Annotated in this window: 12 protein-coding genes; 5 read left to right on the top strand and 7 right to left on the bottom strand. The window is 55.8% G+C overall.

From position 1 onward, the window contains the following. Nucleotides 1–29: 29 nt before the first annotated feature. A complete protein-coding gene (locus tag RB620_RS08270; RefSeq protein ID WP_308093526.1) occupies nt 30–1,097 on the bottom strand; it encodes a threonine aldolase family protein in 1,068 nt (355 codons plus the stop codon). A 52-nt stretch (nt 1,098–1,149) separates the two neighbouring features. Next, nucleotides 1,150–1,590: an Lrp/AsnC family transcriptional regulator gene (locus RB620_RS08265; protein WP_308093392.1), complete on the bottom strand. Its 441-nt coding sequence runs from the start codon at nt 1,588–1,590 to the stop codon at nt 1,150–1,152. A 152-nt stretch (nt 1,591–1,742) separates the two neighbouring features. Between RB620_RS08265 and RB620_RS08260 the strand changes: the two genes are divergently transcribed. Continuing rightward, nucleotides 1,743–2,417, top strand: a complete 675-nt coding sequence (locus RB620_RS08260) for a YitT family protein (RefSeq protein ID WP_308093391.1) — start codon at nt 1,743–1,745, stop codon at nt 2,415–2,417. Nucleotides 2,418–2,511: 94 nt separating this feature from the next. On the opposite strand, the gene abc-f is transcribed toward RB620_RS08260, so the two are convergent. From abc-f to wsfD, 4 genes are all read right to left on the bottom strand, one after another. Then, entirely contained in the window at nt 2,512–4,431 is a 1,920-nt protein-coding gene (abc-f, locus tag RB620_RS08255) for a ribosomal protection-like ABC-F family protein (RefSeq protein WP_308093388.1), read from the bottom strand. Nucleotides 4,432–4,530: 99 nt separating this feature from the next. Further along, on the bottom strand, nt 4,531–4,674 hold the full coding sequence (locus tag RB620_RS08250; protein ID WP_308093386.1) for a hypothetical protein: 144 nt from the start codon (nt 4,672–4,674) through the stop codon (nt 4,531–4,533). A 97-nt stretch (nt 4,675–4,771) separates the two neighbouring features. Then, the gene (locus RB620_RS08245; RefSeq protein ID WP_308093385.1) at nt 4,772–7,636 is read right to left on the bottom strand and encodes a CARDB domain-containing protein; all 2,865 of its coding nucleotides are present in this window, start codon (nt 7,634–7,636) and stop codon (nt 4,772–4,774) included. 273 nt (nt 7,637–7,909) lie between these two features. Further along, a complete protein-coding gene (gene wsfD / locus RB620_RS08240) occupies nt 7,910–9,322 on the bottom strand; it encodes a glycan biosynthesis hexose transferase WsfD (protein ID WP_308093383.1) in 1,413 nt (470 codons plus the stop codon). A 279-nt stretch (nt 9,323–9,601) separates the two neighbouring features. Here wsfD and RB620_RS08235 point away from each other — a divergent pair, with 279 nt between their 5' ends. Together RB620_RS08235 and RB620_RS08230 are read left to right on the top strand one after the other, a co-directional pair. After that, nucleotides 9,602–9,976 (top strand): P-II family nitrogen regulator, encoded by a 375-nt coding sequence (locus RB620_RS08235; protein ID WP_308093381.1) that lies wholly within the window; start codon nt 9,602–9,604, stop codon nt 9,974–9,976. 3 nt (nt 9,977–9,979) lie between these two features. Continuing rightward, nucleotides 9,980–11,293 (top strand): ammonium transporter, encoded by a 1,314-nt coding sequence (locus RB620_RS08230; protein WP_308093379.1) that lies wholly within the window; start codon nt 9,980–9,982, stop codon nt 11,291–11,293. Between the two features lie 97 nt (nt 11,294–11,390). On the opposite strand, the gene RB620_RS08225 is transcribed toward RB620_RS08230, so the two are convergent. Then, nucleotides 11,391–13,127 carry an ABC transporter ATP-binding protein gene (locus RB620_RS08225; protein ID WP_308093378.1) on the bottom strand — a complete coding sequence of 579 codons (1,737 nt, stop codon included), beginning with the start codon at nt 13,125–13,127 and terminating at the stop codon, nt 11,391–11,393. A 467-nt stretch (nt 13,128–13,594) separates the two neighbouring features. Between RB620_RS08225 and RB620_RS08220 the strand changes: the two genes are divergently transcribed. Together RB620_RS08220 and RB620_RS08215 are read left to right on the top strand one after the other, a co-directional pair. Then, nucleotides 13,595–15,040 (top strand): ABC transporter permease, encoded by a 1,446-nt coding sequence (locus tag RB620_RS08220; protein ID WP_374121379.1) that lies wholly within the window; start codon nt 13,595–13,597, stop codon nt 15,038–15,040. Between the two features lie 33 nt (nt 15,041–15,073). Then, on the top strand, nt 15,074–16,582 hold the full coding sequence (locus tag RB620_RS08215; protein WP_308093376.1) for an ABC transporter permease: 1,509 nt from the start codon (nt 15,074–15,076) through the stop codon (nt 16,580–16,582). The last annotated feature ends 117 nt before the right edge of the window (nt 16,583–16,699 follow it).

Genomic DNA, 16,699 nt, shown 5'->3' with positions numbered 1-16,699 from the left:
GCGCGAGCGAAGCTTCGTTAGCCCGCCCGTCATTCCCTCAGCTTCCGTTCGAGCAGCCGGAACGCTTCCGCGAGCGTGACACGCGGAATGTCGGCATAAAGGTCTCCGAGGCTGACCTCGTATTTGCAGCCGGCTTCGCCGCCATCCTGCAGCACGCGGGCAAGGCCGACGCCCGTCTCGATCGCGACTTCGGCAAGCACGGCTTCCGCCTTCTCCTTGGACGCCTCGAAGAAAACATGGAACATGTTCGAGACGGGCATCTCAGGCAAGGTGCGCACGCCCTCGCAGCCGTTAAACATTTCCGCAAGCTCGACGGCCTCCCGGTAATACCTCTCCATCTTTGGCAGGCGGCGCTCCATATAATAGTCGGCAGCCAGTATGTACGGATACAAGCTAATCAAGTCGCCGCCATGGCGCCTCTTCCAAGGCTTCGCTTCCTCCATGAAATCCAAGTCGCCCGCCAGAATCGCGCCGGCAATGCCGCCGATGCCCTTATAGACCGAGATATACACGCTGTCGAATAAGGCGCATACTTCCACGGCCGTCTTCCCGTAATAGGGAAGCACCTCGAACAGTCTCGCCCCGTCCAGATGAAGCTTGATCCCCCGCTCCTTGCACAGTCGCGAGATCGACTCGAGCTCCTCGTAAGGCGGAAGCTGCCCGCCGATCTCCCGCTGCGGCAGCTCGAGCAGCACGCAAGCCACGTCTTCCTTCAGCTCGGCGATATCCCGCAGACGCACGGGCCGCGACTGATCCGCAAGCAGCACGGGCTCAAGACCGTGCAGCACCTTAAGCCCGTCCTTCTCGTGAATCTCCAAATGGCAGAGCGGATGATACGCCACTTGCTTGCTGCCCGCTCGATCGGCCCATATCCGCAGCGCGATCTGCTGCGCCATCGTCCCGCTCGGGAAAAACACCGACGCCTCCTTGCCTAGCAGCTCCGCCATCTTGACCTGATACGCTTCGATGACCGCACCCGTACCGTACATATCGCTTGCCATATCGCCGTCCGCGTGCTCCAGCGCTTCCTTCAACACCTGCACATCCCGTTTGCCATGTCCTAGCAGCGGATACTTAGCCTGCTGATAAGCTTCCATTAACGATGTTCCCAAAAGGAATCCTCCATTCTCCCGTTCGCTGTTCGCCTTGTCACTGCTCCTTCGGCAGGATTGTCCGATTCAAGATCGGCGTCGATAAAATAACCGACGTATTCACGTTGCCGAACGGCATCAGCCTCTCCACCAGCTGGCTCAGTTCGTCCATCCCCGTTACCGCGGCCTTCAGCATGTAGCTGACCGTCCCCGTTACGCGATGGCATTCCAAGATATCGCTATCGTTCATGATCCGCTTCTCGAAGTCGGTCGGGAACACCTTCAGCTCGCTGATCTGGATGATCAATTGTATATTTCTCCCGATCGCCGCGGGCGATACCTGAGCGCCGAATCCCGTTATGATTCCTTTCTCCTGCAGACGGAGCATGCGCTCGGTAACGCTGGGACGGCTGAGCGCAAGCCGCTTCGACAGTTCGCTGACCGTCATCCGGCCGTCTTCCTGCAGCAGCTTGAGCAGCATGCGGTCCAATGCATCCAACAAACACGCCTCCTTTCATTTTGCAGCTTTGTACATGCCATTCGATTCGATGTTATATAAACTTACATAAATTACGTTCAGTTTATCATATAACGGGGATGCGTGCTCCTGTAATCTAATAGTAACAAAATCGATCAGGCGGTGCATGCCTTATGAAGACGAACGAAGGATTCAACATGAAGGCATTTCTCGTAAAATGGCTTCATATTGCAACCGGCTGTCTAGTGACGGCCGGCGGGGTCATGATCTTAAAACACGCCTCCGTCGTAACCGGCGGAACGGCCGGCCTCTCTCTTAGCTTATCGCATTTCGTTCCTGTCCCATTCCATTATCTGTTCACGCTGCTCAACATACCGTTTTTTGGTTTCTCGTATTTTTACATGGGCAAGATGTTCACGCTGCGTACCGTGGCCGCCATTCTCATGTTGTCCGCTCTGAGCGCCGTCGACGGTCTGCTGCCCGAATTCGCGATTCAGCCGGTCATCGGCTCGATCGTCGGCGGGGCGTTCATCGGAGCAGGCATCGCCTACTTGTTCAGAAACGGCGCATCGCTCGGCGGAGCGACCATATTCGCCCTCTACTTGCACAAGCGACATGGCTTCAATCCGGGCAAAACCAACTTTATCTTCGACTTCCTTGTCGTCCTTACGAGTTTGTTCGCGCTGCCGCTGACCGGGAGCCTGCTCTCCGCGTTATCCATTGCCGTCACCTCCGGCGTTCTCGCTTATTTCAAGCGGAAGCCGAGAGAGCCGGTACGCGCCGATATTCGCGCCGAGCAGCAGCGGGTGCTCATTCACGCAGAGATTCCTGCCAATGGCGTTCGTTGAACGAATCACAGCTGAACATATCCTGTAAAAGTTCCATAGAAAAAGACAGAGGAGCGTACGTCCTCTGTCTTCTTTGCGATCGGCATGCCGTCCGCTACTCCTCCTGCACAGCCATCCAACGCTCGATCAACGCGTCCAACCGCTCCCGGAGAGCCTCTCTCTCCGCCCAGCTGCTCTCCAGCCGTAACAATGCATGCGCGTCTTGCGCCTGCTCACCGAGCGCCGCATCAAGCTCTGCCAGCCGCCGTTCCGCCTCCCCGATTTCGGCTTCGAGCTTCTCGCCGGCCCTATCGCCTTTCCCGCTTCGCGCGACGATCGCCGGCACGGGGCCAGGCTCGGAACGCGTCCGGCGCCGCTCCTCCGCCTCGCCGCCGAGCGCCTCGGCCTTCTTTCGTCCGCTCTCCGCCTTGTAAGCGTCGAATCCTCCCAGATAAACCGCGAGACGCCCCCGGTCCAGCTCCCATATTTTCTGCGCCAGCCGGTTGATGAGATATCTGTCGTGCGTCACGATCAGAATCGTTCCCGGGTAATCCTCCAGCGCTTCCTCGAGCGCCTCCCGCGACGCGATGTCCATATGATTCGTCGGTTCGTCCAGAATAAGCAGATTCGGCTTCTTGTACACGAGCAGCGCCAGCCTTAGACGCGTCCATTCCCCGCCGGAGAGCAGCCTTACGGGCTTGAATACTTCCGCGCCGTAGAACAGATAAGCCGCCAGCTTGTTTCGCGCTTCTCCCTCTTCCATGCGGGCTTCGCTTCGGTAATAGTCCAGCACGGACTGTTCCGGATCCTCGGGCAGCTGCTGCTGAGGAAGATAACCAACGTCGACTCTGGAGCCGAGCCGGACATCTCCGCCATCCGCGGTCAACTCCCCTAACATGAGCTTGAGCAAGGTCGACTTGCCGGATCCGTTGTCCCCGATCAACATGATTTTTTCGCCATATTGCAATTCTCCGGAAATGCCCCCCAGTATCTTCTTCGACCCAAAACTTTTCTCCACGCTATCGATGACAACAACTTGTTTCCCGGAGCGTTCGGATGGCTGGAGCCCGAACTCCGCCTCTTTGCGGTTAACCGGGGGACGCTTCAGCTTCTCCATCCGATCGAGCGCCTTCTGCATGCTGGCCGCCCTGCGGAAGAACTTCCCGTTATCGCCGATTCGGCCCCATTCCATCAGCTGCTTGATCGTCTCCCGCATCTTCTTAATCCGCTTCTGTTGTTCTTGGTAATCGGCGAACTGCCGGAGAATCAGCTCTTCTTTCTCCTTCGCGTAGCCGCTGTAGCCGGAATGGAAGACGGTCGACTCCCCATCCTCGAGCTCCACGATCTTCGTGACGACCCGATCGAGAAAGTACCGGTCGTGGGACACGATCAGGCACGCCCCTCCATATTTCAGCAGAAATTCCTCCAGCCACTCCACCGCGCCCATGTCGAGATGATTGGTTGGTTCGTCGAGCAGCAGAAGCTCGGGCTCCCGCAGCAGCTCGGAGGCGAGACCGACCTTCGTCTTCTCCCCTCCGGACAACGAATCGTAGGCTCTTGAATACCATTCCCGGGGGATCCCCAAGCCGTCGGCGACTCCATCGATCCGAGCTTCGAGCTCGTATCCCCCGTCCCGCTCGAAGCGTTCCTGCAGCTTCGCGTACTCCGCGAGCAAGGTCTCCAATCGTTCAGCGCCGAGCTCCGGCGACGACATCTCCGACTCCAGATCGGTCATCCGAGCCCGGCAATCCAACAATTCCTTGAAGCCGATCACCAGCATATCCCGGACCGTCGTGCCGGGGGCGAGGTCCGGCATTTGCCGGAGATAGCCGATGCGCGCGCTTTTGCTAATGGCCAGCATGCCTTCGTCCGGGCTGTCCAGCTTGGCGATCATGCGAAGCAGCGTGGTTTTGCCGCATCCGTTGCGGCCGACGAGTCCCGCTTTCTCGCCGTGATGCAGCTCGAAGGTTACGTTTTCCAGGACGAGCTGGGCGGCGTTGTATTTTTTGACGTTCTGACAATTGATTGTTAACATAAGGGTTCCTCCTAATTGGAGGCTCCGCCCGACCTAAGAAGAATAGAAAAAGGACGCAGGGAAAATTCCCTACGTCCGATCCGGTTTGATCCGTTCAGGTTAAGGTAGGAGCCTCTTCGCGAGTTGTGATATCGTATGGTCATCCATGGACAGACTTCTCCCGTCATGCGCATAACCATGAACGATGCCAGCCATCGCGATGGGCAGCCGGCTCACTTGGGCGTTCACAAACTCCGAATTCATCCTACCTGCACCTCCTTGTGCATCAGTTAATTTCAGTATACGACAATCGGTGCCTCTTCGGCAATCTTTCGCTCTCCGAATCCGCGCGCAACGCGGTCTACCAATTGTTCCCCGATCCGGTCACGGTAAAGCTTGGCGAATCGTTTTTGAACTTGCCGGACGGCGCGACGTTGACCGTATTGTTGTTGAATGCGGCCGAACCGTTCGCAGAACCTCGAATATGCACGCCGTACGTTCCCGAATTGTTGATCGTATTCGAGGTATAATTGACGATGGCGCTGGAGCTAGGTTCTTCGATAAACATGCCCGAATAGGTGCTGCTATCGACGATATTGCCGTTGACATTGACCGTCAACCCCGAAGCCAACCCGTTATTATTGACCCAATACCCCCAGATCGCGCCGATCTGGTAGCCGTAATCATGATGGTACGATCCGCAGTTCACGAGCTTGTTGTTCGCGATTGTCAGCGTACCCGTGAACGCGGTAGGAGCGTGGTTGGTGCCGAACTGGATGCCCGAGCCGTTATCGACGACGTCCAGGACGAGATTATGGCTTACCGTATTGTTTTTGCCCCCGTAAATCCCAATCCCGTTGGCAAGGTTCGGAATCTGAACCGTGTTATATCTGAACGTGCTGTCTTCAACCGTTCCCGCGCCGCCGTTCAACGATTTGGACCACATGGCCATCCCGTCGTCGCCGGTATTGCGGAAGCTGCTTTGCTCCACGATCGTATTTTTGGCCCCTCCGTTGATGTTGATCCCGTCTGCCCAGACATCTCTGACCCGAAGCTTCGATACCAAAGCGTTGGCCGTCCCCTCGTTCAACCACAGTCCCACTTTCGCATGCTGGATCCAGAGGTTCATGATGGTGGAATTCAGAGCATTGCCTTCAACGCCCGCAATTCCCGTCGCGTTGGATCGGTACGTTTCTTCTGCCTTGATAGTGAAATCCGACAGCGTGACATTCCCGCCCTGCAGGTAAATGCCGGCGAATGCCCCTTGAAGCGTCGAACGCCACATGCCCGCGCCTTTGAGCGAAACGCCGCTTGGGAGCCTGATTTTGGTCGTGCCTCTTGTTCCCGTATTAAAATGGAAGATGCCTTCCGGGATCCATACGCCTTTAATCGTCGTTCCGTTCACGGCCGCGATGGCAGAGGTCATGGCTGCAGTATCGTCCACACCATCACCTGCGACGGCTCCGTAATTGGCGATGGACACATAATCCGCCGGTTTGGCGATCGCCGCTGGCACCGCCTCCGTCTCGATCAAGTCGATCAACACATACGTCGATCCGCTCGGATTGTAATCATTCGCATCCCATTGGAGCTTGATCTTGGCGCCGGCCGCAGCCTGCTGGCCAAGAAGCACGCGAGATTCATCAAAATATCTGTGGTGATTGATGCCTGGCGTATTCGACCATTGCATTTCGCCGCCGTCGGGACCGTATTGTCCGTATTGATGCGAATATCTGTTGGTCAACGAAACATCGGTGTTGTGGGTACCGTCCACATATAGGCTGATGTTCTGGTAAATATCCGATCCGGTCGCGCTGTCCGGCATCGAGTATCGCACGACGATCCCTTGCGCAGGGTTCAACAGCGTCAGCTCAACCGATTGGCCTTGCGCCAGCCTTACGGCCTTCCTGCCCGACGCTTCCGACTCCGCCGTCGTCCAGGTCGTGCTCGGACCGGTCACGGAACCGCCAACGATGGTCAAAGCTTCCGCTTCATAGCTGTCATAAGGCACGGTGGCGCCGTAGCTCTGAACGGCTCCGACAGTCAGACTCTCGCCGTACGAATTGTTTGTTTCATCCAATTCACTGATCAGCGACGTTTCGTCAACAACCGCATTGACCGTATGAACCCCGTTGACGGCAGTCCACGAGCCCGAGTTTTGGGTCAGCGTGACGGAAGCGCCCGCGGCAATGGAGGTCGTGTAATTAACGACCGAGCTCACTTGGGTGCCATTCACATAAAAAGCGACGTTGCTTGCCGTTCCCGCCGCGGTAGCTGCCGTACCTTGATTTTTCACCACCGCGCTGAACGTTACGGCATTGCCTGCCGCGGGCGCCGCCGGCGACCACGAAACATCCGTTACGACCAGATCAGGTTTTGCGGGGACGTTTACGGTTATGTTTTCGTCCAAAGTGTTATTGCCGTCATTCGATTCCGCGATTCGGTTAATGTCGTCCACGAATGCCCTGACGGTGTGCGTGCCGGCTGCGGCCGTCCACGTCGTTTTGGCGTTCGGGCCTCCGGTAGCGGTCAGCGTGACCGACGCGCCAGCCGGAATGGAGGACGTATAATTGTCGCTCCAGTTCACCGACGTGCCGTTCACGGTGAATAGAACGCCGTGGATCGTTCCAACAGGCGTTGCTGCCGTTCCCTGATTTCGGACGACGGCGCTGAACGTGACTTCGTTGCCCGTCTGCGGAGAAGCGGGGGACCAAACCACATCCGTGACGAAAAGATCCGGCGTTCCGCTGCTGCTTCCTACCGTTATGCTCTGATCCCATGTATTGTTGTTTTCATTCGCCTCGGCAATCCGATTCACGTCGTCTACATAGGCCCTTACGGTATGCGTACCGGCTGCGGCAGTCCATGTCGCCTTCGAGTTCGGACCTCCGGTAGCGGTTACGGTGACGGAGGCGCCTGCCGCTATGGAGGACGTATGATTGTCGCTCCAGCTCACAGATGTGCCGTTAACAGTGAATAGAACGCCGTGGATCGCGCCGGCCGGGCTCGGATCCGCGCCCTGATTTTTGATCGTCGCGCTGAACGTCACTTCATTGCCGGCAGCGGGACTTGCGGGCGTCCAAGAAATGTTTGTTACGATCAAATCAGGCCCACCTGCGGCTATCGCCGGCAGCGGAGAGATTGCCAATTGCGATATCATGAGCGCAAAAACCATCAGCCACATAAACAGCTTGCTTTTGCCGGCACTCTTAAGAACTTGTAACACGATACGACCTCCTAATTGGATGATTTCCTCTTTCGATTCAGTAAACGGATTAATGCCATAAGGAAGAGCCGAGTGTTAAGCATCACGTCCTTTTCCTATAGAGGCAGTTCTTAAGTAACCGCTTTCAAAAATGTTATCGGCTAACCGTTATCAATATATCACGATCCCGCTCGGATGGAGTTAGAGCCCCATTCTGAACAAGGTGGACGAATCTCCGAAAAATAAAAAAAGCGCACGAAAAATGTCTACCCCTCTTTCGTACGCTTATCTAACCTAATATTTAATTTGTTTCCTGATCCGGTACACGGCCCATACGACCATTGAGACGGCCATCATATCGAAGCAGACGTTAAACAGGAAAAGATGTTTGCCCATGTCCGCCTGACCGTCGCCGAGGATCGGGATGAGGAAGCTGAAGATGCCCGTCAGCCCCAGCAATAAGAACAGCTCCGCCGAGATTCGCGTTCGGCGCGAGCTCCCGCGCAGCCATTCCAGGCAGACGACTGCGATATACGCAGCGAAGAACAATGCGATAAACCACAGCTGATTCGGGATAAAAGCCCGTTTGAACTCGCTCCATCCGCTGTATTGGAAGGACAACGCTCCGCGCGGCTTCTCCTCCGCCTTCTCGTAATTGCCGAGATAATAAGGGCGTATGCTCATGCCGTTCTCCGCCGCGTACTCCATCTTCTGAACGAGCCGACCCGGATGCTTCATATAGAACCACAAAATATCGAAATGCGAGATCCGGTCGTAGAAGTCCGCCTTGAGCGACGGATCGTTCTGCGGAATCGCCGTCCCCGACTGGAAGTAGTTCGTCCCGGCCAGCACCGACAGCCGCTGCGGCAGTCCCAGCTCCTCCAGATCGCCTTCCACGTCCGGAGAGTTGTTCAAGACGCCGAAGAATACGGTCTGATATATATTGATCTGCTTAAAATCCTTCGGCGCCGCAACGTACATCGTCACCGACGCAAGCATCACGAAAGCGGACAGCCCGATGATCAGCTTACGCAAACGCGCCTCCCTGCCAAGCCCGATAAACCGAAGCCCGATCAAAGCGAACCCGATGCCGATCGGAGCGTTCTGCGTTTTCGAGCATGTCAGGAAAAACACCGCCGCATAAAACAAGACGATCATCGACGCCGACGGCTTGTCCGACCTCGCCAGCTTCAAGCCGGCTCCGACCGCCAGCAGCATGAAGACGAAGGATACCGGCTCTCCGAATAACGAATTGAAATAAGCCATATACGCGACATCCGAAAACACGAACAGCATAACCAGCGCGAGCACCGCGGCGACAATGCGATCGTTCGTCTTGTTCGCGCGGATAATCAGGTAACCCGCCGCAAGCAGCAGAGCCGCGTAGATCCCGCCGAGAATCCGGACATCGAACGCCTCTCCGTTAAAGACGCTGCCGATCAATCTGGCGATCATGACCAAAATGATTTGCGTCGAGGGATAAAATCCCCGGAAAAACTCATCGTACGCGAACAGCGCATGGGCGTAACCGAAGAACCGGTCTTCGTACGATTCCTCCGCATAATAATCCAGTCCCGCCGTCCCCATGATTCTTAGAAAATCGCCGTTATCGGCCACGCCGATAAACGGACCGACGAACAGCAGCCACACCGTGATGGCGGCGGCCGCGACGACATACAACCTCTCTGCCTTAAACAATGTTCCCATCGTGCACTCCTTGCTATTTTGATCTTAACCCTGAATTTACCATATCAGTTTAGCACAAAACGACACTTTCAAGGAATAAGTCATCTCGATCTAAAAGACGCAATCAATGATAGCTTACATAACGCCAAAACGACGAAAATGAGAGTTTTATAACTTTAGAAGCATTTTCAGAGTCGGATATTGACGAATTTGCGAGCACGTGAGATATTATTACATAGTATTGTAGAAAACGTACAATGAACTGTATAAAATATACAACTTCTTAGGAGGGACAGCCGGATGAAAAAGATAGAAGCTATTATTCGTCCGCAGAAGCTGCACGATACGATCAAGGCGCTTCACAGCATCGGCGTGACGGCTTTCACCGTTAATCAAGTGGTCGGGCGCGGCATGCAGAAGGATCAAAGCGGGATTTACAGGGGGCGAAATTATCAAGTCAGCCTCCATCCGAAGGTGAAGATGGAAATCGTCATTTCCGACTTCATGGTCGAGCGCACGATACAAGCCGTCATCTCGGCCGCGCAAACCGGAGAAGCCGGAGACGGCAAAATTTTCATCTCGTCCATCGAGCAAGCGTATAACATCAAGACCGGCCTCGCCGACGAAACGATTGATGAACTTCGTCCGGTCAAGCCGTTGAAGGAAGAGGTGTAACGAATGGAACCGATACATTTGAACACGATTTGGGTCGTCCTCGCGGCGGCCATGGTCATCTTCATGGAAGGCGGCTTCAGCTTGCTGGAGGCCGGCTTGGTCCGTACCAAAAACGCGGTCAACGTCACGATGAAAATTTTCGTCGACTTGACGGTCGGTGCGCTCGCCTTCTGGGCGATCGGCTTCGGCTTCATGTTCGGCGATGATGCGGGCGGCTTCATCGGCACGTCCCTGTTCGGCTCGCCGGAGCAAATCGCGCTCAGCATCGACTTGCCGCCCGCGGCTTATGTGCTGTTCCAGCTCGGCTTCGCTATCGCTTGCATCTCTATCGTATCCGGCGCGGTCGCGGAACGGATGAACTTTAAGGCATATGTTTTAATCGCGGCGTTTCTCACCTTGTTCCTCTACCCCGTCTCGGGTCACTGGGTCTGGAACGCGGACGGCTGGCTGGCACAGCTCGGCATGAAAGACTTCGCCGGCTCGGCCGTCATCCATCTGCTCGGCGGCTCGGCGGCGCTAGCCATCGCTTGGATTCTCGGCCCGCGCAGGGGACGGTACACGGACGGCAGCGTTAATGTATTCGCGCCTTCCAATATTCCGCTCGCATCGGCTGGCGTATTCGTGCTTTGGTTCGGCTGGTTCGGCTTCAACGCGGGCAGCACGCTGAGCGCGGGCGACGCGATGTTGTCCAGCATCGCGCTGAACACGATGCTGGCCGCGGCAGCCGGCGGAACGTCCGCTCTGCTCTTCACGATGTTCAAGTGGGGCAAGACCGACCCGAGCATGGTCATGAACGGCGCCTTGTCCGGCCTAGTCGCCATTACGGCGGGCTGCGCGTACGTCAATCAATGGCAATCGATCGTCATCGGCCTTGCTGCCGGCTTGATCGTTATCGGCGCCACCTTGTTCATCGACCGTCTGAAGGTCGACGACCCGGTCGGCGCGGTCGCGGTACACGGCTTTAACGGCGCGTTCGGCACAATTGCGGTCGGCTTGTTCGACACGCAGGCCGGTCTCTTGAACGGCGGCGGCGCGGCGCTGCTCGGTACGCAGCTGCTCGGCGTCCTAACGATCGGCATCTGGGGCTTCGCCGGCGGCATCGCGATTGCCTACATCGCGAAAGCAACCGTAGGTTTGCGCGCTTCGGCCGAAGAGGAAGAAGAAGGACTGGACATGTCTTACCACGGCATCCCGGCCTACAACGAGCTGGACCGTTTCTCCGAATCGGCCAAAGCGATGTACGACTTCGAAGCCTCTACCGGCGTAACAATCAAGCAAGTGGATGCTTTGTCGGTATCGACGAAGGTTAGCGGCTGATCGATTTTCGAGTCGATGAAAACATAAAGAGCTGTCCATCGGTCAAGTAGACCGGAAGGACAGCTCTTTCGTTTATTGCTCGCTAAACTTAAGACGACTAAGCCCCCGCAACAGCCACCCAATGCCCCTGCGACACCTCGACGAATCTCGACTGATCGAGGGCGTACGGATCGGCCTTCGACGCTTCGGCGTTAACGACCAGCTTCTTGCGGGATTCGATCTTCGGATCGGGAACCGGGATGGCCGCGAGCAGCGTCTTCGTATAATCGTGGATTGGATTCGCGTACAGCTCCTCGCTTTCGGCCAGCTCAACGATCTTGCCTTTGTACATGACGGCGACGCGGTCGCTGATGTGTTTCACCATGGACAAGTCGTGTGCGATGAACAGGTACGTCAGCCCAAGCCGCTGCTGCAGCTCCTCCAGCAGCTTCACGATCTGCGCCTGGATCGATACGTCCAGCGCGGACAGCGGTTCGTCGCAGACGATGAATTCCGGCTCGACGGCAAGCGTGCGCGCGATCCCGATCCGCTGCCGCTGCCCGCCCGAGAACTCGTGCGGATAACGCATCGCGTGGGACGGGTTCAGCCCGACCATGTCGAGCAGCTCCTCGATTCGCTTCTGGCGGACGGCATTGCCGGCGGACATGCCGTGCACGTCCAGCGCCTCGCCGATAATGTCCCCGACGCGCAGCCTTGGATTCAGCGAAGCATAGGGATCCTGGAAGATCATCCCCATGTGGCGGCGCATCCGCTTCATCTCTCCGCGGTTCAGCTGCTGCAGCGGAATGCCGCGATAGAGCACCTCGCCGCCGGTCGCTTCGTTCAGGCGAAGAATCGTGCGTCCTGTCGTCGACTTGCCGCTGCCCGATTCCCCGACGACGCCAAGCGTCTCCCCTGCATGGATGTCGAAGCTGATGTTGTTGACCGCCTTCAAGATTTGCCCCTTGCCCAGATCAAAATGCTGTCGAAGCGACTTCACCTGCAGGAGCGGCACGTCTTCGGCTTCCCGCTTGACCAGCGGCGCGAGCTTCGGCTTCTTCTTCTCGTCCAGCCGCGGCAACGCATTCAGCAGTTTGACCGTGTAGGGATGTTTCGGATTCGCGAACAGCTCCTCCGTCGTTCCCGTCTCCACGATCTCCCCGTCCTTCATGACGACGACGCGGTCGCACATGCCGGCCACGACGCCCAGATCATGCGTAATCAATATAATAGAGGTGCCGAGCTCCTTCTGAAGCACCTTCATCTGATTCAAAATTTGCGCCTGGATCGTTACGTCAAGCGCGGTCGTCGGTTCGTCCGCGATCAGCAGCGACGGCCGGCAAGCAAGCGCAATGGCGATCATGACGCGCTGGCGCATCCCACCGGAGAATTCGTGCGGATATTGGGCGTATCGCGTCTCGGCGTTCGGGATCCCGACCATCTTCAGCATCGCGATCGCTTCCGCGCGCGCTTCGGATTTGCTCATTTTGCGATGCTTGATCAGACTCTCTTCGATTTGTTTGCCGATCCGCATCGTCGGGTTCAGCGACGACATCGGGTCCTGGAAGATCATGCCGATTTCCTTCCCCCGGATCGCTTCCATCTCCGCATCGCTCTTATCCGCCAAGTTCTGGCCTTGAAACAGCACTTGCCCGCCCTTCACCATGGAAGGCGGCGACGGCAACAGCCGCATGATCGTACGGGCCGTCACGCTCTTGCCGCTGCCGGATTCCCCGACGATGCCGAGCGTCTCGCCTTTCCTCAGCTCGAAGCTTACGTTGCGTACGGCCTCCACTTCCTTGTCCCTTACGAAAAACGAAACCGACAATCCATTTACTTGCAGCAATGTATCCATGATGGTCACCTTCGACTCATAATATTGGTAATTTGATAGCAGAATATTGTTGAAGCGGTTGGCTCGCGTTATTTATCACATCATCGAATCACTACGATAAAGTTTTTAATATCTTAACTCTTTTCTGATCACTTATAAATAGTTATAATACATTCTATAAGAAAACATTATTTTAAGCCATAATATTTCATTCCCTCAGAAGTAGATTGACATTTTACTACCTGTCAAATAAAATCTACTATATCGATCGGAATTATGCAATATAAAATACAATCAGGTTCAATAAGACCGCTTTTCAGCACCGAGAAGATTGGATGAAGCTAGAAACTGAGGAGCGGAGCGTAGCAGAGCTACGTGAGCACCGGAAGTTCCGGCTGAGTTCAAGATTCGACGCCGAATATGCTACATAGGAATACTTCGTGCTCAAAAGCGTGCTTATTGAACTACCTATAAAGGAGCGGGACAGAGTGACTGGCGATGCAGTAGCAACGGGATACGGCCTCATTGATCGTATTGCCGCCATCTATCACAAAATGTATTTAAACCCCGCTTACCGACTGCTGTTGCTGCTCTTAGGAGCGCCAATCACGCTGATCGTGTACGGGGTTTACCAATATCGCAAGACCAGGAACGGCTCTCGCAAACAGGCGGAAGTTTTGCGGTCGAGTCTGCTAGCCTCCGGAGCCAAAGACCGTCTACTGGCCGAGGCGAAGGATCAGCTCGGACGCAAACACCGATTTTTCGGACAGACAGTCTCTGCCGAGCAATCGGATCGCGAGGCTGAACGAATGGCCGCGGCCAAATTCGAAGCGCTGGTTCGGGAACGTCTTCATGAGGGATCCGCGAACGGAAAAGCCAGTCAAAACTTTACGTTCGTCGAAACGTTTCACGAGCTGCTGGGCCATTCGCTGTTTTTCGCCGCTTCTTGGCTTATCGGTTTGCCGATGTACGCGCTTATGGCGGTTTACGCCAATCCCTACGCCAAGTACATCGCGGAACGGTTGTTCATGGCGCTGTTCGTTATTCTTGGCGTCGCGTTCCTTGTCTTCACGATTTTGTACATCTCGCCCATGAGCCCTGCCGCCAACATTCTTGGCGAGACGGCCACGAACGAGCAAATCGCGGCGTTCAATCATCTGTACGGATTGGATCAACCTTATCTGGTCCAGCTATGGAATACGCTTAGGGACATCTTCACCTTCGATCTCGGGCGATCGTTTGCCGGCAACGAAGACGTGACGACATCCATCGCGAACAAATTCCCGGTCACCCTGACGCTGACCGTCGTCTCCACCTTGATCGCTGTACTGATCGCATTGCCGATCGGCATTATTTCGGCGACGCGGCCGAACTCGTTTTTCGACTATACCTTCATGTTCATCGCGCTCTTGGGACTGTCGATTCCGAACTTCTGGCAAGGCCTTATCTTTATTCTTAATTTCTCGATCAAATGGTCATGGCTTCCGGCCACCTACAATCCGAACAACTGGCTATCCGCGATTATGCCGATCGTCGTTCTCGGTACCGGTCTTACGGCGGCGGTCGCGCGCATGACACGATCCTCGACGCTCGAGGTCATCCACGAGGACTATATCATAACGGCCAGGGCGAAAGGTCTTGCCCGCAGGAACGTTCTTTGGAAGCACGCTGTAGGCAACGCGTTGATTCCGATCATTACGGTCATCGGCCTTCAATTCGGCGGCATGCTCGGTGGAGCGGCCGTCACCGAGAAAGTGTTCAACATTAGCGGCATCGGCAGTTATATCGTAGACAAACAGTTCATCCCCGACATCCCGGCCATCATGGGCGGCGTCGTGTATACGGCCATTACCATCTCGATCGTCAACGTCATCGTCGATTTGATGTACGCGTTCTTCGATCCGCGCATTCGTTCCAAGATGAAACAATATTAATGAGAGTTTAACATCATAAAGCAGGTGCTACTCGTGACGAATATAGGCATCACCAAACAAGAGATCAACTTCCGGCTGAAGTCGGCCCCCGAATACGGACAAGCCAGCTTCGCGGGCATCATCACCCTTGCGCTGGCGCTCGTCTTTCTTGTGAATAGCTACATCCCCGCAGAAGGAGCGTTTCGGCCTGCCGTGCTGATCTTCAGCATCGCGTACTTCGCGTTCGCAGTGCTTCAGCTCGCCGCCTGGTTATGGATTCGAAGCAACTTGATCAGCAAGGGCGAGATCGGCACGGCGGCGAGAAGCTTGGGATACGTGCTCATGCTAAGCTTGCTCACGGCCAACGTCTTTGTGGCGGCCTCGGCGTTCCAGCTCGTCAAGCGAAAGAAAAACGCGGCTTATACGCTAGCCGTCTATACGTTATTGACAACCTTGCTCGTATTCGCGGTTTCGTCGCTTAACCTGTTCAAGCCCTATGTCTCGAACGGGTTCCTGCCCGGCATGTTCCTTCTGCTCTTGGCGGCCGCGGTGCAGCTGATCGCCTTGCTTCTGATCGCCAGATTCGCGAACGGAACGGTGCTGCCGCGCTGGATGTGGTTGCTTGCGGTCCTCCTCATCGCGACCGCGGCAACCGGCAATCTGTTCGCCTTATTCCTTGGGCTGCTGCTCATCGCGAAGCTGCGGGATAAAGGTTATACATCCGGCTCCAAGGTGAGCGACATCGTCGACCGTTTGTCCAGAAGCTCTACGTCGATGCTCGGGTTGCTTTTTATCCTGTTTTTGCTCGCCTTGTCCGTTACGAGTTACTTGACCTTCGACTACGGCATGGCGATTGACAATAATTACGGCGCGATCTTCCAGCCGCCGAGCCTTGAATACCCGCTCGGCACGGATAACTTCGGCCGGGACTTGTTCTCCCGGATCGTGTTCGGCGCGCGAATCTCCCTCGTTGTCGGCTTGCTGTCCACGCTCATCCCCGTGTTGATCGGAGGAGCGCTTGGCGCAATCTCCGGTTATTACGGCCGCCAGACCGACAACGTCATTATGCGGGCGCTCGATATTTTGTACGCGATTCCCGGCATCCTGCTCGCGATCGCGATTATCGCTGCATTCGGCGCAAGCACCGCCAACCTGATTCTGGCACTCAGCGTCGGCGCGATCCCGACCTACGCTCGTACCATGAGGGCGAACGTCATGCTCGTATCCACGCTTGAGTACGTGCAAGCGGCGCGGGCATTCGGCTCCGGCGACTTGACCATCCTAATCAAACACATCGTGCCGAACTCTCTAGCGCCGATGATCGTCAAGTCGACGCTGACCATTGGTACGGCCGTTATCTCGACCAGCAGCTTGAGCTTCTTGGGACTGGGCGTTGAACCGCATATTCCGGAATGGGGCAATATACTAAAGCTGGGAAGTGCGTATCTCGAAACGCATTCCTATACCGCGATCTACCCCGGCCTTGCGATCATCGGGCTCGTTCTGTCGTTCAACTTCCTTGGCGACGGGCTGCGCGACGCGCTTGATCCGAAGCTGGACTAGCAAAGCTTGTTTCACCACACCGTAACCTCGTTCATATTCCATCGACTTCTACGTTTCGAAACCATGAATGGACGATGAATGAATGTGAGTTAAAAAATATATATTTTCTCTGGAGGG

The sequence above is a fragment of the Paenibacillus sp. LHD-117 genome (assembly GCF_030929555.1).
Classification (GTDB): domain Bacteria; phylum Bacillota; class Bacilli; order Paenibacillales; family Paenibacillaceae; genus Pristimantibacillus.
This window is presented reverse-complemented; position numbering and strand designations above follow the sequence as displayed.